Genomic DNA, 23,207 nt, shown 5'->3' on the forward strand with positions numbered 1-23,207 from the left:
TTTATCTTCGACTGGTACATCTCATTAATTCCAAAACACAACTTCACACAAGTGTTACAAAATGAAGTCACCTGTGCTTAGGGTGTGGATGCCTGCCAATCTGATCTGGGCCTCGGCGGTAGAATCCAAGTCGGTGTCGAGTTGCACAAACGTATTTGTACCATCATTGAAGACCCGCACTTGGTTCGTCAGGCCGACCGTGAATCTGGAAGAGCCGATGAAGATAAAAGGCAAAAGCGTGATTCCGCTAATGTCGATAACATCACCCCCCGTGAAGCCTGCTCCCTGAAAGTCAATGATGTCATCCGATGTAGAAGCTGAACTTTCAGTGACCGAGTTGAAGACGAACTGATCATCGCCCAATCCGCCTGTCAGCGCATCCAGGCCGACGCCGCCGATAAGCCTGTCATTCCCAAGGCCGCCGTCCAGCGTGTCGTTCCCGCCCAGACCGCTTAGCAGGTCGTTTCCTGCGCCCCCGGAGAAACGGTTTGCCGCAGCGTTGCCGATGGCGCTGTCTGCGCCCGAACCAAAGATAAAGGTCTCGATGTTAAGACCGATATCGGACTGCCCTTGGTTCGAGCCGGTGCCAACAATGACAGCCGTGCTGGAGGACATGTTGACCGAAAGGTTGCTAGCATAGGCTGACAGGTCCAGGATGTCCCCGCCTGCACCACCATCGAACGTGTCGCGAACGTTGTCCACCGTAGCGACCAATCGATCGTCTCCAGCACCACCGTTTAGGACGTTCGCCCGCTCGTTCGCAGTCAGCGCGTCGTTCCCAGTGCCACCGCTTGCGTTTGCAATGTTGGCAATCGACAAAAAGCCGGAAGCTTGACCGGTGGTCAAATTGACCACGACGTCCGTCGAACCCGCCGCATAGCTCAGCGCGTTTGTGCCACCCTGAAGGTTAATCTGAATCTCCTCAACGGAGGTCAGCGAAGAGAAATTGGTCAGTCCCGACAGCGCTGCGCCATTCCATGTTGCGGCTAGGGTCTGGCTGGCCTGAGTTCCATCGATCTGCAACCGGTCGGTTCCCCCTCCCCCATCGACACTGTCCGTGCCGTCGCCCCAAACATAGAGCATGCGATCGTCGCCATCCCCTCCAAGGACCTGGTCGTTACCAAGCCCGCCGGCCATCGTGTCGCGTCCAGCGTCGCCGAACAGGCGGTCATTGCCCGCAGCCCCATTCACGATGTCATCACCGATGCCGCCATAGATCCGATCAGCGCCAAGATCCCCATTCATCCGGTCATTCGCTGTGCCCCCGAGCAGCATGTCCCCCGCCGCAGTGGCGGTCAGGATCGCACCTGCCGCGAAAAAGGTGACGGCTGTGTCATGACGGCCCGCCGCGGTGTATTTCAACGTTATCCTGCCACCTGCCTCTAACGAGCCGTCATCAGTGCCTGTGATCTGGACGACGTCGCTGCCTTGGGTTTTCAGCGTGACCGCCGCCCCGCCCCGCCCTTCGAAGGCAAAAGCCAGGTTCTTGCCGTCACCTGCAACCGACAACAATTCGGCACGCTGCGGCAGGTCGCTTACCCGGGTGACGTCCGAAGCGATCGGCCCCAAAGTCACATCGAAGCGCCCGCCATCGCGGTCGATGAAGACCTTACTGTCGTTCCAGGCGTACCAGTTGGCGACGGACTGGACGCGTCCCTCGTCCGACACGTCCAGCGCGAAGCGCCCGGCATCCTGCGACGTGACATTGACCGACAGCACATTGCCGTCGCGCGTCGCCTCCAGCGTACTGGCCTGGAAGGCCTTGATCCGGTTCGCCAGATCGATCCCGGTCACGAATTCCGTGCCGTCCGCATAAGCCTTGCGGATAATCGTCAGGAACATCTCCTCAGTATAGACCTTATCCGGAGAGCCCACATTCCAATTGGTTAGTCCGTAATCGTGCCAGGGAAAAGCGATGATCGGGGTCTTGGCATGGCTGATCAGCGCGTCGTATTCGGCGATCCATTTCGCTGTGGCCTGCTCGGCCGTCAGGTTCTGGAACCCGATCAAGGTAAAGTCGAAGGACATGTTCGGCGCGATGTACACTTTGTCCGTCTCGCCAGGCGACAGAAAGCCGAAGGCACCGGGATAGCCTGCCCCTTGGCCTGAAAAGCCGCCGCTGATGTAATCGTAATATTTGATAATCTCACGCGTCGTCTCGATGCGCTCGGGCATGCCGGGAACCGCAGCGCCGCCGATCTCGTAGCCCAACTTAGCCTCAAGAATAGCGCGCGAAGTCTCAAACTGGAACCGGTAGGACGAGAACAGCAGTTCCTTCTCGGCGGCGGTCAGAGTCGTGGGATCGACGGCGTTGGGGTTTGAAGGATCGACCCGTGCAATCAAAGCCAGGATCTGGGGGGTATCCTCCAGCAGCAGGTTGGTGTCCGAAGGGTGGGTGTAGGAATGCGACCCGATCTCGCTGTCGATGGCGCGAAGGCGGTCGTAGTAAGCCTTAGAGACGGCCCAATCCGTTCGCTGGTCCGGGCTGTTCGCACCGATATTGACGTAATAGGACCCGACGAAGCAGTAATCGGCAAAGGCTTTCTCCAGTATCGGCAGCATTTTATCATAGATGCCAGGCCTTGTGTCGATAACGTCAAAGGCCTCTTGCGACTGGTCCATATCATTGCGCGAATAGAACAATGAGGAGCCGCGCGTCATGGACAACGAGACGTTCGGTTGCGTGTCGGACGCGATCCAGTCAATTGCATCCTTCAGGATATTGCTGTTGCCGATGATTGCGTCGCTGGCAAAATGAATGTTGCGGCCCGCGGTCTGGGTGGCGATGACCCCGTCCACGTGCGTCGTCCCGCCACCCGGCGCCGTGACGACCTGATCAAACAGGACGGTACCCTTGCCCGTCACGTCGGTGAAGTCCAAGTACGAGGTGTTGGTATAGGCGCCAACGCGCTCCCCGGTTGCATAGCCGTCCAAGATGGGGTTGGTACCATCGCGCGCCTCGATCCCAATCCCGGCCGTCTGGCCGAAACCCTCTAGCGTCACGCCCAAAAGCGTCTTCATCCGGGCATACGAATCTCCGGCGATCGGCGCCCCCGTCTCGGTGTTCGTCAGAAAGTTTCCGGCCGCGACGAAGCCGATCCCATAGGCTTTCTGCGCAGCCGCCAGAGAATCGGTAATCGCTGCCAGATCGACCGAATTGACATGCGAAAAGCCAGGGAACACCAGCACATCATAGCCCGCAAGGCCGGCTGTGTTCTTCAAGTCTTGCTCGGACAGCAGGTCGAATGGAATGCCTGCCTGGATCGCTTGGTTCTGCGCCGACATGAACAACTGGTGATAGGCCGTCTCGGAATAAAAGTTCCTTGCTGTTGTCTCTGAGAAGACAATGCCGATCCTCAGGGCAGGATTGTCCATCGCGGGCGTTACGACCTCCTCACCGACAAAAAGGTTTACGTTGGAATAATCATTGGGCAGGAAGGCCTGGTCGTTCACATCGGCATAGACGCGTAAGCGCTCGGTTCCATCGAGCAGGGCCTTGTCGATCGCAAGTTCCAGCGCTCGCCCATCGGCCGACAACCGATAATCGATATCGGCCACGAAGATCTCGCCCGCACCGCCGCGATACAATGCGGCCGACCCATCCGCGCCGAAATTGATGTTGTACTCAGCCCCACCCGCAAATCCAAAAATCTGATGCCCCGTGGCACGGTCCGTGTCTGTATCTAGCCAGATCGTCGTGCCGGCACCGATGGCCGGCCCCTCCGAGGTGATCGCGAATTGGAATGTCGTGTCCCCTTTATCGCCATAGATCGCATAGCCCGCCGTGCCGGTCGTGGGTCCGTCCAGACGCAATTCGGGCGTCCAATCACCCAAGGTGCCGTCTAGGACCTTGCCGTCAACCTCGATCGGCGGGGGCGGCGGCGGTTCGGATGGGCCGCCGACGAGGATGTTAATATTGGCGTAATCGTTGGGCAGGAAGACCTGATTGTTCACGTCCGCGAAGACCCGCACCTGATCAGTGCCGCCGATAAGCGCGGCAGGGATCAGTACTTGTAGCACCTGTCCATCGGCCGAATAAGCGTAGATCAGTTCTGATACCAAAGTTTCGCCGGCGCCCCCGGTATAGAGTCGAGGGATCCCGTCTGCGCCGACGTCGACATTGTATTCCGCGCCCCCTGTAAACCCGAAGATTTGATATCCGGTGCTACGGTCTAAGTCTGAATCCAGCCATAAAGTCGTGCCTACCCCAATGGCCTGGCTTTCGGAGATGAACGCAAAGGCGTAGGCGTCGCCGTCTCTGTATCCGTACAGGCCATACCCTTCGACCCCCTGGCCGGGACCGTCCAGCCGTACGCCACTTGGGAAATCGCTGAGGGAACCAGTGAAAGTGACCATGGAAAGCACCCGTCTCATCGTTGGAGGGATCGCCGGCATACTGGGTTTGGCCGGTCTCTGGTCCGATATCGCGCAGGGTGACGGCGATCTCGCAACATATCTTAGGGTGGGTATCTGTTGGTATATCGCGCCGAAAGTTTAATCCGGCGTGGGTTCTACTGATGCCGATAATCGAATCGGCCGATCTGGACCTGGTCCGCCTTAGGCAGCGTCAGAACCGTGTAGAGTAAGCAACGCTGTTATCGCCCCATGGGCTTGTCGGAGCTGTCATTCCACGGTGCAGTGATTTTTCGGCCCCCCATCAATTCCCAGATCTTGGCATTCGCTGGTACGATCATGCCGCTCAGGGTGAGATCAGTGACAAATGGGATAAAGCCCGATGATACGGCATTGGCAATGAAATCCACTTGGTTTCTGGTTTGCATTGGGTAAGACGTCGCCAGGACGAACTTGTTTGCCTGCTGCGCGATGGCAATCAACTTCAGGTCGTCCTGCGTCCATTCGGACTGTGTATCGCCATCATACCAGAGATCCTCGACACCGATGCCGTCGATTGCGTTAAGATACGCACGATTCGGGCCAGATTCAGGACGACTTTCACCAAGCGACAGCAACCCGACGGCATTTTGTGGAATGATTGCGAAATCCGGGTCTGCGGCCTTTGCGCGAGCAGAAATTGCCCTGACGAAATCCACCATTTCCTCGCGCAAATCGGCGTCTGTGCCAAAGTAGGCATCTTTTACGACTGGCGTTTCATAACCGTCGACAATGTCGAGGTATATGCCAGCATATCCGGTAGCAATAGCCTTATCGACCCTGTCAAAGACAATATTTTGCCATTCGGCATTCCAGAATGCGACAGGGAAATTTCCGTCCCACTGGGGATTTTCATCGAGGACAAATTTCGGCGGAGATACATCCCACGTTTCGTCCCAATAAGAGCGGTAGTCCTCTGCCTCGCCAATACTGGTATAGGCGTAGAGAACCTTCCCGTGAGAGTTGCGCAAAGCAGTAATCTGACTAGGTGTCAGACCGCTGTCGTCCGGATCTATAACAGCGACGCAAAACTTGACAGCTTCTAACTTACTATAGTTCGCTTCTTGCAGCTGATAGAGAAATGGGACGTCCACAGAGACACATCAGTCCTAATAATAAAGTCATTGATTAGGGCGGCACACCTTTGCGTCATAAAATTCCTCGTGCTGATACGACGAATCTGCCGACTCTGCCGCTAAAGAGCTTAGCGCGACTTGCATCCTGTTCTTTGCGCCAAAATGATGCATTAATTCCCTGACATAGACTTTGACAGTTGCCTCCGTCAGTTTTAGCCGTCGAGCGATCTCCTTGTTGGTCTCTCCCTGCGCAAGATAACGAAGGACTTCGACATGCCGCTCCTTTTTCAGGGGGATGAGGTTCGTGTGTCCCTTCTGGCCGTCGTGCAAAGGCAGAGACAGCCATCCTTCCGGCGCAGAGTAACGGTCAACGCCATGATTACGCACCGGTGTCGGCCTGCTCACAGGCGCTGTGTGGGGATGGTAGGTTCCGCCATTCAGAATAAACTGAACGGCAGCAAGCGCGACATGTGCCGGCATGGTTGTTGGAATGAATCCCTGCAATTTATTGTCGAAGGCAATGTCGACTTCCATTGGGTCAGTGTTATCGGACAGAACGATCAAAGGAGCGCCTGCGTACAGGTTGTGCAACCTGTCCGTTGTCCTGATTACGTCCGGGTCCGAGAGTGACATACCACCAACGTTGATTACGCATGCACCGACATCGACGTCAGTCGCTAAACCTTCATCGTTGGCCTCCTGGACAACGCGCAGTTCTACACCAGTTCGAAGGGCCCAAGGCGCAAGAAGTGCGGCAAATGCTGATCCGCGAAACGCGTTTGGATCAAGAAGCAGCAGAACAGTAGTGGACATGCTGAGCATCCGATACGAACGAAATAATTACATATTTACTAATACAACGGTAATAAGACGTTAAATTTTTCGCAAGATAATTTTTGAAATGTGCCTTTTTATACAGGTTCTATCTATGGCATTTAGTACAGTGTTATCGCCTCCATGGCATGCTGGTGTATTTACTATCTGATACAGGTTGTAATTTGACGTTTTTAATGATATCACCTAATAAATTGAATACTATTTTCAAATGGCAGGAATATTCCCAGGGCTCATATATCGTACAGTCAAGTTTGAAGTGATGACCGTTTTATGACGTTCCATCGCATTAACAACCATGCCACGACATAATAGCGCGGCACGTAGAGCGCTTCATTCTCGGTAACAAACACTTGGTAGTCGTAAGCCCGAATTGACATGAATGCAAAACGGAAGCAGATCACAGCAGACAGGATCGCGCTGGCCAGCATCGCATAGGCTGACATGCCGATCGTGGACTGCAGGATTACACTTAGAAGCAGATTCGATACGAGAAAGCCGCCCTGCACGAGGGCAAAATGTCGGATACGGTTGGCAACCAGAAGAAGCGTGCAGAACAAAAACAGGATCGAATGAAAGAAGACGGCGATCAGTCCGACCCTGAGGATCAACAGCTGATCGAAGTTGAAATCGAACTTGTCCACAATGACGGGCGACATCATGACAAAACCGATCGTCACGCCAGCCTGAACGCAGGCGATCGTGACGATACCTGACCACGAAACGCGCTCCAGCTGATCGATACGTCGGCGCAGCAGGCCGTAAGTAGCACGATCCTCCAAAGATTTGCGGAACCCTTCGATGGCCGCGACAAGGTCGCTTCTGTGAAACAGGAGGAGTCCGGCATAGGTCGGGATCGCCGATAGATGCGCGAGGAACATCACACTATCATACCCGCTCGAATGCAGGAAACCCGCGGTGGAGCGAGCTGCGCTAGGGCTGAACCAAAAGACCCACTTGTCCACCCAAATGCCGCAGATGGCGAACAATACGCCTGCGCACAGCACCGCATGCCGGCGCAGCAAGGCTAGCAGTTCACGAAATGTCGGAACTATGGTTTGGTAATCGCAGGCAAAACGCCGTTGGATATGTCGCATCGACAGCGCCACGCACAGGCTGATGCCAGCGGAGAAGGACCAGATCAATACCTCGGTTGTGGGAATGTCCACGACTGTCATACAGGCCACCGATAGGATCATGCCGCCCGTGAAGGCCGCGATCAAAAATGTGTAGGAATTCATCGCTGCCAGGACTGAGAAACAGGTCCAGAGCAGGGCCGCGGCCACGGTCAGGCTGACGAATCCCACAAGGATGCTGGCCGGTCCGATCCCTAGCGTCAGACTTACCACCAAGGCCAGGACCTGCGCGGTCATGCCGGAAAGAAGGGCAGCTGATAGGAACAGTTCCGCGACAGGCCCGGTCTCGCCCATTTCTATTTGTGCCGAGATTTGCCGTGCTGCAATGGCACCAACTGGCCCCGCAGCCAGAGGCGCGATGCAAAAGGCATAGACGACAGTCAGACGCAAATCCTCGACTGCGGCGTAGCCCAGAACGGGAGTCATGGTGACCGAGATCAGCGCCAGCGCCACGACCGAGACCAGCCACGGCCCCGCAGCAACAATAACCGCTGCGCCGACCCGCCCGGCGGCCTTCAAGAGGGGATCTGCCGCAACCCATTCGATTTCAGTCAGCCCGGCCTCGGTGTGGCGGCGGAAGAACTCCTGCCGCGGTCTCATGCCATCAAATCCTGGTAAAGCGCCTGGTAGCGCGAGGCCGATAAGTCGGATGTAAAATATGTGCGAACCCGCTGACGCAGGGCTTTACCGCAGGCGGTTCGCAGGGAAGGATCAGCAGCCAGTTCGACGATGGCCGCACCGACGGCATCGGCATCCATCGGCGGTGCGACACGGCCGGCCATGCCGAGATTGGGCAGTTCATCCGGAGCGCCCTCGATGATCTCGCGGCAGGATCCGACATCGGTTGCAATGCAGGGGATGCCGGCCGCGCCTGCCTCCAGCAGGACCAAGGGCTGTGCCTCGCTGATGCTGGTCAGCACGACAATATCGATACGCGGTAGGTATTCGGCGATATCGACCTTGCCCGTGAACTGGATCGTATCCTCAAGGCCCAATTCCACGACACGGCGATGGCACAGAGCGACGTAATCCTCATCCTCATCCATCGGCCCGAGGATCAGCATGCGGATGGCGGGAAGCGTTCGGCGCGCAATGGCAGCGGCGGCAATATAGGTCTCGATGTCCTTAATCGGGACGACGCGGCCGATCAGGGCGACGGTCAGAGGGTGATCGGGTTCTGGCCGAATGCCCGCAAACTTCTCCAGCACAATGCCGTTTGGAATAACCTGCAGGCGCGCTTCTTCGGCCCCCAGCTGCCGCTGAAACGACTGATTGGCACCGTAGAGCGTGGTGATGCGCTGGCTGCCTTGATAGGCGATGCGCGCAAAGGACTCGAACGAGTCGATCCAGAACTGCCGCACATCGATGCGCGGATCGACGCCTGACATCCCCGCATCGATCGTGTCAACGATCCAATCGGCCATGATCAGGTCGATGCGCCGTTCGTTCGTGTAGATCCCATGTTCGGTGATGGCGGCAGTGCGCCCGGTTTGGCGCGCCGCGCGCACCGCGAACAGGCCTGCATAGCCGGTCGAGATCGCGTGATAGGTCGCCGCCTGCGGCACGGGCGCCGTGGCAACGGCCAGCAGTCCGCCCACCAGATTTCGCCATGCCCAGAAGAAATCGCTGAACGCGGCCTCGGGGGAGATCCGGCGATAGCATTCCGTCAGCGCGAACCAAGCCGCTGGAGAAGCAGTCAGCGTCGAGTAATCGGGCATTGCTGGCCGGTCCAGGAACCCCATGGGTTGCTTGCGGACGGGACGCGCGACAAAGGCCATCAATTCGTCAAAACTGTTCAGGTTGCCGTCATGCAGCACGTCATAGAGCAGGTCGGCCAGCAGCTGCCCATCCAGTACCGGCTGGCGCAGGCCGGGTTTGCAGATGCGGGGTGCCAGCGGCAATACATGCAGTGCCTCGAGATTTGGCGGAAGCATATAGCGGAGCTCCCTCGGACGCTCGTCGGCGACGATTGCCACTACGGCAAAGCGGGTCTCGGGCTGGGTGCGTATCAGCCAGTCCAACCATGACGAAACCCCACCCGCGACGAAGGGATAACAGCCCTCGACGACGATACAGACATCGACACTCCGCCCATCGTCCATCATGCCAACCCCCCGCACGAATAGCGTTTAAGAATGGGACCGGGCTCAAGCGCCGACCGGCTCGCGACGGGCTTGGGGGGGGCCTTGCCGCCGTCCAGCGCTGCCAGTTGTTCACACGTCTGAGCATCGACGAATCCCGAGTTGGCAACGGCCTGGATCGTCACCGCATCCACCGAAGCCGGGTCGGCCAAGATCGCTTTGGCCTGCGCCTCGAATTTGCCGCGCAGCTTGGCATGGACTGCCGCCGCCTGGACGCGTAGCGCGGGAACTGGCGAGGCAAGTGCTGTCGCCAATGCCGGCCGCATGGCAGGGTGGTACTGGCGAGAGATCGCGGCGATGGCGCCCTGTTGCTGCCGCAGTGTGCCGGTACGAAACACCTGAACGAAGCCCGGCATGCCAGTCATGGGCAAGGGATGGCGTCGTCGTTGTACGATGCTGTCAGCCAATCCCTCGGCACTGTCGGCACGTCGCAGCGCAGCGTCTGTCTGAACCTTCTGGTCAGATGCGGACACGCTTTTGGCCTCCCAAGGGGCGATCAGCATCAGGGCTGGGCCACCGAAGGGACCGAAAAGCGCCAGGATCGCAGTCATCACCCACGTCAGGGGACCGGTACGGCTGATAAGAACGCGATATAGGAAGGGAAACAGTCCCACGATGCCAAGATGCAAGGCCATGACGGCGACGATCGAAATTCCCTGCATCGAATAGGCCCAAACCAGGGTAATATCAGCCAAGGCTGCAAGCCCGACCAGTGCACCGATCCGCATACCAACCGGTTGCGCGCTGATTAAGGTGGTCTCAGTTGACGGCATAGGTCAGCTGCCGTTTGGGCCGGTCAAGGCGCAGGACCGGAACATTGCGATCATTGCGTAGGCTGTCCTGCAACGCACGGCGCAGTGCATCCATCGTCACCTCATATCCCCCAGCATCGGCCGTCTGCACCATGATCAATCCAACCATCGTATCTTTGGCCCGTATCGCCGCGCACAAAGCAGGCGGATCCTGCGCCAACGTATGCCAATTGTTATCACCCGCCACGGCGTCGGGCGGGATGATCTCAGCGTGCAAATCCGGCTGCGTTGCAGCAGCAACGGTACAGGCTATGCCATCCATCGCCAGCCATGCGCCCGGCCCCGGCAGGCACAGCCGTGCAGCTGCCACGAAGCATTCCCCTCGGCGCGATGCATCAGCGCGGGCAAGCGCATCGAGCGCCGACAATAGTGCCGAATTTGGGGCCGATCCTGCGATGGCGACCATCTGTTCAGTTTGCGTGACATAGCTGTCCAGCCGCCGGATCTCGCCGACCAGCGTTTGATTGACCTGTTGCAGGCGCGCGTTGGACTGCCGAATGGCGCGCTCGTTGCGGAGCTGGTGCTGACGGTACAGCCCGACAATCAGCGCGACCAACAGCCATTGTGCAGGGGCTGTGGCAATATCGGCATAATGTGCCGTGATGTCGACGCCCAGGGGGCGGGTCGGCCAGTCCATCAACAGCGCCGCAAGTCCGACAACCGAAAGTCCCACGAAGAGCCCATGCTGAACTGCGGCCAACAGGATAACGATCCAAAACGGATGATACGTCAGCCCGGCGAAGTAGCCGGGCCCGAAAAATAGCGGCGCTGTCGCGTCGATCGCCAGCAGCAGCACTGCGCTGCCGGCGAAACCCTGCAGGAACAGGCCGCCGTTAACACGCGCAGGGATCAGGCCGTTGGAAGTAGGCTCGGCAATCTGGGTCATTTGATCGACGCGCTCTGGATGTCATGGGGGATGGCAGTGGCGTAGGGTGATACCAACGTTGCGGATTGGTTGTCGGCCGGGGGCGGAGAAGTCACGCTGACGGTGACCAAGTCGCCTGGTCGCACCGGCGTGTTGGCTTCGGCCATGACCGACGATCCGTCCGGCCCGGCAATGGTCACGACCATCTTAGCCGTGTCTGCATCCAACAGCCTCTCCTCGGCCGCAATCGCCATCAGCTCGGTCTCGGCCGAGGCGATGGCTGTCTCAAGGCGTCGCAATTCGGTCGTCAGGTCTCGGTCACGCGATGTCGCAAACAGAGTGGACTCAAGCTGGGACTGGCGGCGCTCGGCCTGAAGGCGCAGCAGCAGATCCTGCTTTTCCAGCAGGATCCGTTCGGAATCGACCGCGCGCATTTTGGTGTTCTCCAGCCGCTGGTCACGAACCTGCAGGTTGCGCAGGCGCAAGCTCTGTTGTTCCAGACGGGCGTTGTACTGGTTCATCTGCTGCCGGGCCAAGGTCTGCTGCCTGCTAGCAATGTTGATGCGTTCGTTCAGGTCTGCCAGGCCCTCGCGCGCAGAGGCGGCGCGCTGATCTTCGGCGTCTAGCATCTCGATCAGGGCGCGCTCTTCGGCCGCCAAGCGCTCGGCGCCCATAGCGCGCAAAATCTCCTGCAGAAGCGGGTCATCCTCCGGCAGCGTCCGCATGCCCGCAATCATCGCGGAGACGCGCATCCGCTCCAGCGCCGCCGCGGCGCGCGACCGTTCCAAATCAGTACGCCGCGCCTTGAGGGCAATGAGACGCGCTTGGCTGGCGGAATCGCGACTGTCCAGCAGACCAGCCTGAGCCAAGACACGCTCGACCGTGAGTCCCGGACTGTGGCCATAGCTGCCAGGCGCACGCACCGCCCCGCGGACAAGGACGGGAGGACGGGCGGCAAACGCTGCGGTGACAGTTGTTTGCACCCCCATCGCGTCAAAGGCCGCGCGGGCCACGACAGCTTCAATGCAGGCAAGACTGCGCCCGGCCAGGGCCACATGCCCAATCGCGGGCAGCGATGTCGAACTGGTTGCGTCGATTTCGTAGAGGCCCGATAGGTCCAGACGTTCGAATACGATATCGCTGGCTGGGATGATCCCGCCGGGCCCCTCCACGGCCGCCAAAGCCGAGCGTTCAAAAAAACGCAGCTGCAGCCGGTCGCCCACCACCGCCGGGTCTTCCGACTGTCGCTCATCGCAGGCCGCCCCGATATCAGGCGCCGAGGTTGCGACCAGGACCGAGGGGTCCGCGAGCCCATGCCCCGGAGCCAGGGATTCCGCTATCGAGGCCCCGTCGGGCTGCGGCACGCCTGCAGTGCCGTCGGGCACCACGCTGCCCTTCTGCGCCGTCGAGCCCGACAGCCGCACCAGAAAGCCCTGCAGCCCCTCCTCCTGCATGGTCGGGAAGGCCCACAGGCCACCAATCCCCACCGCGACGATGGCCGCACTGACAAGAAAGCCGCTTTTATCGCTGGACATCCCGGCGCTCCCGTCGACCTAAAAACCGCGAAACCAATAAAATCCTAGGTATTGGCATACGGGAAATCAGATCATTGGTGCAATTGCACTGACGGAGAGTCCTGGACGCTCTCCTACTGCGCCGCTCCTGTCCAAAGGGTGAATCTTGCCACCAAAGGTGAACGTCCCCTATCCCGAAGGCAGAATGGATTCGGAGCGCTCTCAAGGCTAGCGTTGCGGCCGCAACCATAAGCGTCCCGCATCGGTCGGATGCGCCGCCCCTGTCAGGGAGCATGCCTGCAAATGATGCCGCCTTGCCACCAACTTTTGCTGTCCGCTATCTTTGCAGTGCTGACTGGTGCCTCAGCGCTGGCCGGCTGCGAAGCGGTACCGCGCACCACGCTGGCCCTCTACGACAGCGCGCGCGAGGCCTCGCCCCGCGATACTCGCATCCATCGCTATGCGGAACTGGTGCTCAATTATTTGGGCCACGTTGTGATCTATCACGACCTTGCCCGAAACGCGACGCCCTCGGTCAATCCGGCATCGGTCGGATTGGTGATGTCCTGGTTGGACGCGCCTGTCGGCGATGTCTCGGCCGTGGGGGCATGGCTGGCGCAAGACAAGGCATTCTGCGGGGATGGGCCTGGTATCGTGGCTTTCGGCGATTTGGCCCCATGGGCCGCGATCGATCCGTCAGGCCAGATGATGGCCGCGATGGGGGTGGAGTGGGATCCGCACATCCGGGCCATCAGCGTGACCGCCCCCGTGATCGCACGGGACCGATCGTTGATGGATCACGAAGCGGATTTCCTTCTGGTTCCCGGCGATTACAGCTCTGTCTCGGCTACGTCATCGGCGCGCATCTTGCTGCAGATCGGCTTACCCGAGCAGCCGCTGACCTTGGCCACGCTCGGCCCGGGCGGTGGATATGTCCATACCAGCGGCGCAGTCCAGACAACACCAGAGGGAAAGGCAGCCTGGGTCATCGACCCCTTTGGCTTCTTCGAGGCAGTGCTGCGGCAAGACAGTGTTCCAAGGCCAGATCCCACCACATTTCAAGGGCTGCGCATATTCTTCGCGACGATCCTGCCGACGGGCTGGCTGGACCTGATGCCGGCTCTCGTCTTCGGAGAGCCAGACCGCCTGGCCTCCGAAGTGCTGGTCAATCGCGTCATCGACGAATTTCGCGACCTTCCCCTATCAGTCGCCGTGCTGGCCGGAGACCTGACGGTGAATTTGGGTGGCCGTTACGCGGCGCGCGGCCGGCAGGCGGCAATGCAGGCTTTTGCCACCCCGAATGTCGAGGCTGCAGCAAGTGGGTATAGTGACATTTGGGACTGGGATTTCTTCGACCGCTATGACAGCGATCTGGAGGTGCTGATGATGTCGGCCTCTGACCAAACGGAAAATGGCGATGCCTTGGTGACCTCGGCGTTCCAGATGCTGCGCGATTCGGTGTCCGATCCCGCCAGGGCCACCAAGGCCCAGTGGAATGGCGCTCCCCGGCGCTATACCGGCGTACCGTTTGATTTGGCGCTAGAGCTGGAAGGGTCACTGGATCAAGTCACGGCTATGGCGCCCCCGACCCGTCCCGCGCGTCTCTTTACCTGGAGCGGCAATGCTCGACCATCCGAAACGGCCCTACGGAAGATCGGCGACGACCGCGTTCTGGCGATCGGCGGCGGCGGCGGGATCATGGATGCCGCGCAACCATCGATGACAGGCCTCTGGCCCATGTCGGTCCAAGTCGGCGATCAGCGCCAAATCTACGATGCGCTTGGCGGGGACGCGGCCTATACCGGCTATTGGACCCAGCCCCTCGCCGGCCTGCATGCCCTGCCACAGACCCTGCGGCGTACGGACCGTCCTCGGCGGCTTAAACCTTTTCACCTGGTACTCTCGGCGCGGTCGATGGTCCATTTCCAGACGCTGCGCGCTGTCCAGAACGCACTTCAATTGGCCCGCGAATCCGAGGTCGTGCCAGTCTATGCCGCGGACTATGTTGCTACCGTGAAAGGCTTTGCCACGATGCGGATTATCCCGGAGGGACCGGGCCTATGGCGGATCCGCGATCATGGGGCGCTGCGGACCCTACGCCTGGACGATGCCCGCGACCAGGTGGTGGATATGACACGCAGTGAGGGCGTGATGGGGGCACGCCGCGTGGAGGCAAGTCTCTATATTGCACTGGCCCCAGGAGCCGATGCGCCGCTGATTGCCTTAAAGGAGGGTAAGGACCCAAGCGGGATCGAACCGGGTAACGGTGCGCCCATGCTGGTCGCCAGCCGACCAGTGGTCGTTACATGGACGCGCGCCGCTTGTACGCTCGATCTGCAGGTATCGGGCTTTGCACCGGGACCGGTGACGCTGAAAGCCAGATCCGGCGCGCACTACGACGTCGCCATTTCCAGCATCGATGATGGGCAGCCCCGGGCCATGACGGCCGATGCCGAGGGTATGCTGGAAATCATGGTTCCCGTGGAGCCCGGCGCAATGCGCGGCATTTCGATCAGCGGAGGATGCTAGCATGCAGCAACGCCTGAGCCGCGATGTTGCGATCGGGGCCCTTATCCTGTGCTGCGGCGTCGGAGCCGGGCTTGTGGCCATGCGCCCCTCCTCCGAGGTCCGGTTCGAGGCTCGACTGGCACAGCTTGAGCCTGATGCCGCCCTGTTGAAGTTGCATGAGGCACAGGGGGTCATCACGTTTTCCGATAACCTTGAATTACTCTATGCACGACTTCTGCTGGCAGATGGCGACCTTGAAGGCGCGCGACAATCCGCCATGCGCCTGCTTGCGCGCAGCCCGTTTTCGGTGGCAACGCTGGATATGCTGGCCGAGATCGAGATGGTTGGCGGCGACCTGCCCCGCGCCATTGTCGCTCTACGCAGCGCTTATAATGCCGAACCGTCAGCCGAACGTCGGTCGCGCCTGGCAGGGTGGTATGGCGCACTTCGGATGACCGATGCCGAATGCGCGCTGCTTGCCTCGGTAACGCCGACCGTACTGTCGCGCCCGGAAATTGACCGTCTGTCCCTGCTGTTGATTAAGACCGGGCGCGTCAGCGAATATCAGGATCTCCTTTCAGGACTAGCCGACGGAGACCGCCCCGACCACCTTATCTTCAAGCGGCGCTGGCTGGAACATTTGGTCGAAAGTGGTCGACCGGCCGATGCCGTGACCGCCGCGTCGCGATGGGCAAATGGTCCCAATGCTGCCGCCGTGCTGGAGACATCCATCCAGGCGCTGATCGGCCGCGGTGCGATCAACGCCGCCATTCGCTTGGCTCGTATAGGCTTTGCGATCGCACCCGCCGATGGGCATGTCGCCCTCCCCGCCCTCGCGCGAAGCGGGCATGGCGGAGTCGCACGCATGTTGCAGGCAGAGTGGCTGGCACACCGCCAACGCCTTAGTGCCGACGATTGGGGCACACTCACTGCCGTCACCGAAAGCACAGGCGACCTGAACGGCCTACATGCAGCCTTCGCCTCCGGTAAAGGGCTAGCGAGCCCGGAGGCAACTGCGGATGCGCTGATGCAGGTCTTGCGCTATCGCGGACCCGAGGCGCTACTGCCCTATCGCGGCCTTCTGGAGAGGTCCGTCACAGATCACGCGCCCTTGCTTGGGGCGGCTTGGGCGATGTGGCGCGGCGACCGAGTGACGGGCTATCATCACATGCTGTCCGCCGCACAGCAGCCATTGTCTAACTGGGATCAGCTGATTTGGATGTCACTGGCCGAGGGCCTGCAGGGTACCCCCTTCTACCGCCAACTTCTGGCTGGGGCCATTGACCATCCTGGCCTGCGCCAACGCCTTCGCGACAGTGTCATTCCTGCGCGACAGCTGGACGTTTCGGCAACAGGATCGGTTCAGAAGCCCGGTTGAAGCTGCCATCATGGGCGAGCGAGGGGTAAAAGCCCCGGTCTCTTGCAATATCGACGATGATGCGGTCCAGATCATCAGGCGCCGCGAACGGAAACGAAGTGGCGAAATCCAGCGACATAACAGTCACACCGTTGTCGCGGAAATCCTGTTGCAGGGCTTCGATCGTGTGGCCGTGGGTGCCGGGGGCTGACACGTTCTCGATCAGGATGGCGTCGATGGCGCACAGATACGCGGAAAAATCTTGCTGACCGTCCAGAGTCGCGTCGCTGGCTGCGTCCCGACCAATAAAGGCACCATTGTTGACAACGATAAAGGCGTTGCAGTTCCACAGCCGAGCTCGGTCCGCGATCAATCTGACCAGATGCATCATCTCACGCGCCATAGCGGGTGCATCTGCCGGTCCCTCTGGGCGGTGACCGGCAGGCCAGCGCAGGTCCGCATCCATTGCATGCGTATAGTAGTGCAGCACGTCGTCGAGAAATAGCCCGTCCATTCCAGTCTGCATTAACTGGTCGACCCGGTCCAACATGATGGCGTGCCAGTCTGGCGACCAGAAGACTGACAGGTGATCGCCAGACCCTGCGACAGGACCATTCCATTCGGGATTCCCATCTGGACGGTGCGCCCAGTAATCTCGGTAGGTCTCCACCTCGCCGACATTCAAATAACCCAGGACCGGACGTTCCCCGTGGTGGTTGATAAGGGCTATCTCTTCCGGCGAAAAGCGTTCCTCGTACCCTGTTGCGCTGTCAGGCGCACCGATGCGCGTCGCCTCGATGATCAGCATGCCATGAGGCAGATGCGACAGCGCCTCAGCGTTATATGACGCGCCCCAATATTGCACCCCATAGCCTTTTGTTAATGCTGTCGACAACCTGACGGCGCGGCTACCGTCCATGCGGCAATCGCCACCAGAGCTGTTTAAGGGGGGCTGGATGGCGATGGACCCTGCATGACTTGCCGCGCCAGCCAGCAGCGCGCAAGCCAGTCCGGACAACGCGGCGATCAGGGAAAGAGGCTTGATCGGCAAGGCGATTCCTTTTGGGACAGCAACATTTGCAATATTGTAAGTACCCTTTTTGCAATACAAAAAATTGTCAGTCAGAATTCCTTTATCGCACGGCGGCGTATTAGGGTGCGGGACTGAGCCTTGAGACAGACAGAGAGGATCCTGGGGCGCTGCGTGAAATAAGGGTGGGACGGGCATCATGCGCTGCCTTCATCTGGAATGCCCAGTGGTCGGCGCACATCTGGTCCAGGTCGCGCATGGCTTTCCATTTCAGTAATCTATGGGCCAGCGAAGGATCGGCCAAGGATTGCGCGGCGTCACCGGGCCGGCGGGGGGCAAAGTCGTAAGGAATGCGGAAGCCGCATGCTTTCGAGAAGGCCTCCAGAACCTGAAGCACGCTGTAGCCAGTGCCGGTTCCCAGATTGATCCTCTGGTGGCGGTTCTGGGGTGCCGGACCGAAGATATGAGCTATGGCCGCCACATGCCCGCGCGCCAGGTCCACGACATGCAAGTAGTCGCGGATGCCCGTGCCGTCCGGGGTCGCATAGTCGGACCCGAAGACCTGGACCTTTTTCCGCAGCCCGCAAGCAGTCTGGGCCACATAGGGGAACAGGTTGTTCGGCGCGCCCTTGGGGTTCTCGCCGATCAGGCCGCTGGCGTGCGCGCCGACCGGGTTGAAATACCGCAGTGAGATCGCCCTGAAGTCAGAATCGGCAAGGGTCAGATCCTCGATGATCTCTTCGATCATCAGCTTGGTGCGGCCATAGGGATTGGTGGCAGAGGTGGGTGCAGACTCGTCTATCGGCATGATCTCGGTCATGCCGTAAACCGTGGCAGAAGATGAGAAGATCAGCTTTGACACGCCACTTGCCTGCATGGCGCGAAGAAGCGATACGGCCCCGCCGATATTGTCATTAAAATAGAGCAGCGGATCCGCGACCGATTCGCCGACGGCCTTCTTGCCCGCCAGATGGATGACGGCATCGACGTGGTATTGGTGCAGAATGTCAGTGACCAGCGCTTGATCACGCACGTCGCCCTCGACCAGGACGACCAAGCCAGGGGCAATTCGGGGGATGCGTGCGACAGTATAGCGGTCCGAGTTTTCGAAGTTGTCTAAAATGACCACCCGGTGTCCCGCTTCAAGAAGGGAAACCACCACGTGGGACCCGATATAACCCGCCCCACCCGTGGCAAGGATGGTCTTGCCCGTGCCGGAAGAGCGGTGATCATTCGTCCTCTGCATCATCATTCCACCGTCACAGATTTGGCAAGATTGCGGGGTTGGTCTACGTCGGTCCCCTTGGTCACGGCGGCGTGATAGGCGATGAACTGGATCGCCACGGCATACAGGAAGGGCGTGATCAGCGGATCAACACGTGGCAGCGTAACGCAGCGCCAGACCTCATCGGCCATCTCGGCGCAGGCATAGGCGTCCCCGATCATGGCGACACGGCCTTTGCGACCGATGACCTCGCGCATGTTCGAGGCCAGCTTGTCAAACACCCCGTCATACGGGGCGAGCACGATGATGGGTGTCGTCTCGTCAACCAGAGCGATAGGACCGTGCTTGATCTCACCTGCCGCATACCCTTCGGCATGCATGTAGGTGATCTCCTTGAGTTTCAGTGCGCCCTCGAGGGCCAGCGGGTACATCAGGCCTCGCCCTAGGAACAACGCGTTGTCGGCCTCGCATATCGACTGCGCCAAAGCTTGGAATTCCGACTCAAGGGCGATCGTTTCGGCCATGAGGCGGGGAACGGTGGACAGCAGGTCCACTTGCGCGCGTTCCTGCGTATCGTCGATTAAGCCGCGTTTGCGAGCAATCATGACCGCCAGCGCCGACATGCACAGTACCATTGCCGTGAACGCTTTGGTCGAAGCGACGCCGATCTCGGGACCAGCATGGATCGGCAGGACAATGTCAGCCTCGCGCGCGATGGTCGACGTCGTGACGTTGACCAGCCCAAGGGTGATCTGGCCCATCGACTTGGCGTAGCGAAGCGCGGCCAGCGTGTCGGCAGTTTCTCCGGACTGGCTGACCACCATCGTCACGCCGCCCCCCGGCAGGGGCGGCTCGCGATAGCGGAATTCGGAAGCAATTTCGATTTCGACCGGCAGGCGGGCAACGCGCTCAATCCAGATCTTGGCCACGTGCGAGGCATAATGCGCCGTGCCGCATGCCACGATGGTCAGGCGCGGCACAGCGCGCCAGTCCACCGCTTCGGCTGCGCAGGATACCCGGTCGCGCTCCGGAGAGATCCAAGCGCCCAGGGCGCGGGCGATGACACTGGGCTGTTCGTTGATTTCCTTCGCCATGAAATGGCGGTATTGGCCCTTATCAGCCAGGATTGTGTCAATCGCGACGGTCTGGACCTCGCGCTGAGCGAGGTTGCCTTCTGCGTCATGGATGCGGATCGCGCCGCGGCTCAGGACTGCCCAATCACCCTCTTCCAGATAGCAGATGCGGTTGGTCAACGGCGCCAAGGCGATGGCGTCCGAACCGACGAAGCTTTCGCCCTCGCCCAGCCCCAGGACCAGCGGAGAGCCGCGCCGCGCGCAGATCAGCGTGTCGGATTGGCCGTCAAAGACAAAGCACAGCGCATAGGCGCCGCGCAGCTTGGCGATGGTCGCGGCGGCCGCATCCTCGCATGACAGGCCACGCGCCAGCATCGACGCACAGAGCGTGGCGATCACCTCGGTATCCGTCTGCGATTCAAAGCTGTAACCGGCGGCGGCCAAATCACGTTTAAGGTCCTGGTAATTTTCAATGATGCCGTTATGGACAACGGCGACCGGTCCGGAGCGGTGGGGATGGGCATTGGCCTCGGTCGGCGCGCCATGGGTCGCCCATCGCGTATGGCCGATGCCGGTCGTTCCTGGCAGCGGCTGAACGCTCAGAAGTTGCGCCAGAACCGACAGCTTGCCTGCGGCGCGGCGGCGGTCCAGGACGCCGCCCTGCAACACTGCGATTCCCGCGGAATCATAGCCGCGATATTCAAGACGCCCCAGTGAGGCCATCAGGATTGGCGCTGCGGGGCGGTTGGCGATGACGCCGATGATTCCACACATTGGTCGCCCTCCTCAGGCGGTACGGGAAAGTTCGGGGCAACTTTCGGCCGAAAGCACGTGGACGATCTCTTCGGCGATCTCGGACAGCAAGTCGCTGTCCTCGCCCTCAGCTATGACCCGGACAAGCGGTTCGGTCGCCGAAGGTCGGACCAGCACACGGCCCATGCCGCTTAGCCTGCCGGTCATGCGCTCGATCACCGCAGTGACGGCCGGCCTGTCCAGCAGCCCGGCTACTGGCTGGGCCGCGACGTTTCGGGTGATCTGGGGTAGCGGGGTGAACCGCGACAGCACTTCCGAGGCGGGACGATCTGCCTCCCTTATGGCAGCTAGCGCCTGCAGGGCAACGATCAGGCCATCGCCGGTGGTGCTGAAATCGGATAGAATGATATGGCCAGACTGCTCTCCTCCCACAGAGCAACCGGTCTGACGCATCGCCTCGACGACGTAACGGTCACCGACCTTAGTGCGCAGTAAAGCGATGCCCTGGCCCGCCAAGTGATGTTCCAGCCCAAAGTTGGACATGACAGTGGTCACCAGAGTATTGCGGGCAAGCCTGCCAGAAGCATGAGCGCGCTCCGCGATCACGCACATCAACTGGTCACCGTCGACTATACGCCCCTTTTCATCAATCAGATGGACCCGGTCCGCATCACCGTCCAGCGAAATGCCTAGATCCGCTCCATGTGAGACGACTGCTTCGATGCACGCCTGCGGCACCGTCGAGCCGCAACCCGCATTAATGTTTACACCATTGGGTTCTGTCCCTATGCGAATCACCTCGGCGCCTAATTCCCTGATTAGATCCGGCCCAACGCGATGTGCTGCCCCGTGCGCCGCGTCTACGACAATGCGCAATCCATCAAGCTGCAGGCCCCGCGGAAAAGTGCGTTTGGCGAATTCAATGTAGCGCTCGCCTGCATCCTCAATGCGCCGCACGTGGCCGATCTGGGACGGCTTAGCTAGGTCCCCACAATAGCCAATGGCGGCTTCGATAGCTGTCTCTTGCTCGTCCAAAAGCTTGTATCCATCGGCAGTGAAGAACTTTATTCCGTTATAATGGAATGGATTATGCGAGGCGGATATCATTACGCCAAGATCTGCGCGCAGCGACCGAGTCAGCATTCCGATTGCGGGTGTGGGCAGCGGGCCCGTCAAGAGAACATTCATCCCGGCTGAAGTGAAGCCTGCCACCAGCGCGCTTTCGACCATGTAGCCCGACAGCCGCGTATCTTTCCCAATCAATACAGTATGGGCATGCCGGGACCGGGTCAGATGACGAGCCGCTGCCCGACCCAGCTGTAAGACGGCCTCCGGTGTCATCGGCCATGAATTCGCGCATCCCCGGACACCATCGGTGCCAAAAAACTTGTCACGCATCTTCAAAACCTTCGTTCAAGGGTTACAAGGGGGTAAGCGAACGAGTGCAAACGATGACTGGGACCAGCAACGGTTTGCCTTCATCCGGCGCAGAAGCGGCTTGTGCTAATGTGATCGACTCACTCATGGCGAGGTATGGCCGTAGCTCAGGGGCTGTCTTGATCGCCCTATCAAAGCGAACGTCCGTTCGCGCGCTCGAAGGTAGGTCTGCAGGTGATCGCGTTGTGGCTCGGTGCTCCATCGGCCGATCAACATATGACATGATCTATCTTTCTGAATGGCTTGCTTGAGAGCAGACATTGGAAATGGCATTTCGCAGCTGCCTGACTATCCCGCGTGGCCCTATTCAGGATCAATCGTTGTGGTGGCTAGTAGTCGTCGGTATACTCCCTACCCGTTCAGCTATCACCTCCCATACAATAGAGGCTCGGAGTTGATCCCGTCTTTCTCTAGGCTCCAGACCTATTGATTTTACGTCTTTAGCGTGATTCAGGCCGCCGCAAGGAGACCTGATTGATGACCAACTTGTTCTAGCTGACCGAAGCGCAGATGGCGCGCCTTCGCCCGTTCTTTTCCAAGAGCCATGGCCGCCCACGCGAGGACGATCTGCGGGTTCTGAGCGGCATTATCTTCATCAATCGCAATGGCTTACGGTGGTGCGACGTACCGAGGGAATATGGACCGGCCAGGACGCTCTATAATCGCTGGAAGCGTTGGGGCGATAACGGGGTCTTTGCACGGATCATGGCCGGACTGGCCGCAAAGGACACTGATCTCAAGACGATCATGATCGACGCGACGTATCTGAAGGCGCACCGCACGGCTTGTAGCCTGCGTGCGAAAAATGAGCTGCTACCGGTTTTGTGGGCAGCAGGTTAAGCTAGCATAGCGCGGGCCTCGAACTCCATGGGGCTGAGATAGCCCAGTTTCGAATGGCGCCGCCGCGGGTTGTAGAAGCGTTCGATGTAGTCGAAGATATCGGCGCGGGCTTCATTTCGGGTCCGATACACTTTTCGGGCGGTGCGTTCAGTTTTCAGCGTTGAGAAGAAACTTTCCATCGCCGAGTTGTCCCAGACATTGCCCGCTCTGCTCA

15 protein-coding genes and 1 pseudogene are annotated in these 23,207 nt (G+C 59.7%); 3 read left to right on the top strand and 13 right to left on the bottom strand.

The genetic code is table 11. The features are described 5' to 3' along the window. Window positions 1-54: 54 nt before the first annotated feature. From GBO37_RS20410 to GBO37_RS20445, 8 genes are all read right to left on the bottom strand, one after another. Entirely contained in the window at window positions 55-4,356 is a 4,302-nt protein-coding gene (locus GBO37_RS20410; protein WP_252930610.1) for a M10 family metallopeptidase C-terminal domain-containing protein, read from the bottom strand. A 239-nt stretch (window positions 4,357-4,595) separates the two neighbouring features. Next, complete coding sequence (locus GBO37_RS20415) at window positions 4,596-5,486, bottom strand: MJ1477/TM1410 family putative glycoside hydrolase (RefSeq protein WP_252930611.1); 891 nt, start codon at window positions 5,484-5,486, stop codon at window positions 4,596-4,598. A 27-nt stretch (window positions 5,487-5,513) separates the two neighbouring features. After that, a complete protein-coding gene (locus GBO37_RS20420; protein WP_252930612.1) occupies window positions 5,514-6,281 on the bottom strand; it encodes a response regulator transcription factor in 768 nt (255 codons plus the stop codon). A gap of 269 nt (window positions 6,282-6,550) precedes the next feature. Then, window positions 6,551-8,038, bottom strand: a complete 1,488-nt coding sequence (pelG, locus tag GBO37_RS20425; protein WP_252930613.1) for an exopolysaccharide Pel transporter PelG — start codon at window positions 8,036-8,038, stop codon at window positions 6,551-6,553. Next, entirely contained in the window at window positions 8,035-9,543 is a 1,509-nt protein-coding gene (gene pelF / locus GBO37_RS20430) for a GT4 family glycosyltransferase PelF (RefSeq protein WP_252930614.1), read from the bottom strand. The genes pelG and pelF overlap by 4 nt, the downstream gene beginning before the upstream one ends. Continuing rightward, window positions 9,540-10,307, bottom strand: coding sequence for a hypothetical protein (locus GBO37_RS20435; protein ID WP_252930615.1), 768 nt, complete (start codon window positions 10,305-10,307; stop codon window positions 9,540-9,542). Before GBO37_RS20435 ends, pelF begins: the two co-directional genes overlap by 4 nt. Before the next feature lie 31 nt (window positions 10,308-10,338). Continuing rightward, window positions 10,339-11,277 carry a hypothetical protein gene (locus GBO37_RS20440; protein WP_252930616.1) on the bottom strand — a complete coding sequence of 313 codons (939 nt, stop codon included), beginning with the start codon at window positions 11,275-11,277 and terminating at the stop codon, window positions 10,339-10,341. Next, complete coding sequence (locus tag GBO37_RS20445) at window positions 11,274-12,791, bottom strand: hypothetical protein (RefSeq protein WP_252930617.1); 1,518 nt, start codon at window positions 12,789-12,791, stop codon at window positions 11,274-11,276. The genes GBO37_RS20440 and GBO37_RS20445 overlap by 4 nt, the downstream gene beginning before the upstream one ends. A gap of 282 nt (window positions 12,792-13,073) precedes the next feature. On the opposite strand from GBO37_RS20445, the gene GBO37_RS20450 reads away from it, so the two are divergent. Both GBO37_RS20450 and GBO37_RS20455 read left to right on the top strand, forming a co-directional pair. Then, window positions 13,074-15,299: a hypothetical protein gene (locus GBO37_RS20450; protein ID WP_252930618.1), complete on the top strand. Its 2,226-nt coding sequence runs from the start codon at window positions 13,074-13,076 to the stop codon at window positions 15,297-15,299. 1 nt (window position 15,300) lies between these two features. Further along, on the top strand, window positions 15,301-16,656 hold the full coding sequence (locus GBO37_RS20455; protein WP_252930619.1) for a hypothetical protein: 1,356 nt from the start codon (window positions 15,301-15,303) through the stop codon (window positions 16,654-16,656). On the opposite strand, the gene GBO37_RS20460 is transcribed toward GBO37_RS20455, so the two are convergent. The 4 genes from GBO37_RS20460 to glmM all read right to left on the bottom strand — a co-directional run bounded on the left by GBO37_RS20460 (window position 16,598) and on the right by glmM (window position 22,114). After that, window positions 16,598-17,686, bottom strand: a complete 1,089-nt coding sequence (locus tag GBO37_RS20460) for an endo alpha-1,4 polygalactosaminidase (protein ID WP_252930620.1) — start codon at window positions 17,684-17,686, stop codon at window positions 16,598-16,600. The two genes, GBO37_RS20455 and GBO37_RS20460, sit on opposite strands and share 59 nt — an antisense overlap. 100 nt (window positions 17,687-17,786) lie before the next feature. Beyond that, window positions 17,787-18,917, bottom strand: a complete 1,131-nt coding sequence (gene galE / locus GBO37_RS20465; protein ID WP_252930621.1) for a UDP-glucose 4-epimerase GalE — start codon at window positions 18,915-18,917, stop codon at window positions 17,787-17,789. Beyond that, entirely contained in the window at window positions 18,914-20,737 is a 1,824-nt protein-coding gene (gene glmS, locus GBO37_RS20470; protein ID WP_252930622.1) for a glutamine--fructose-6-phosphate transaminase (isomerizing), read from the bottom strand. Before glmS ends, galE begins: the two co-directional genes overlap by 4 nt. A gap of 12 nt (window positions 20,738-20,749) precedes the next feature. Then, a complete protein-coding gene (gene glmM, locus GBO37_RS20475; RefSeq protein ID WP_252930623.1) occupies window positions 20,750-22,114 on the bottom strand; it encodes a phosphoglucosamine mutase in 1,365 nt (454 codons plus the stop codon). A gap of 534 nt (window positions 22,115-22,648) precedes the next feature. Here glmM and GBO37_RS20480 point away from each other — a divergent pair. Beyond that, window positions 22,649-22,957, top strand: a pseudogene (locus GBO37_RS20480) (transposase); the annotation flags it as partial. Window positions 22,958-22,989: 32 nt separating this feature from the next. Here the strand turns inward: GBO37_RS20480 and GBO37_RS20485 are convergent. After that, window positions 22,990-23,207, bottom strand: a 218-nt coding sequence (locus GBO37_RS20485; protein WP_252927352.1) for an IS3 family transposase, incomplete at its 5' end; no start/stop codon positions are given.

The sequence above is a fragment of the Paracoccus sp. 08 genome (genome assembly GCF_024105395.1).
Taxonomy (GTDB): domain Bacteria; phylum Pseudomonadota; class Alphaproteobacteria; order Rhodobacterales; family Rhodobacteraceae; genus Paracoccus; species Paracoccus marcusii.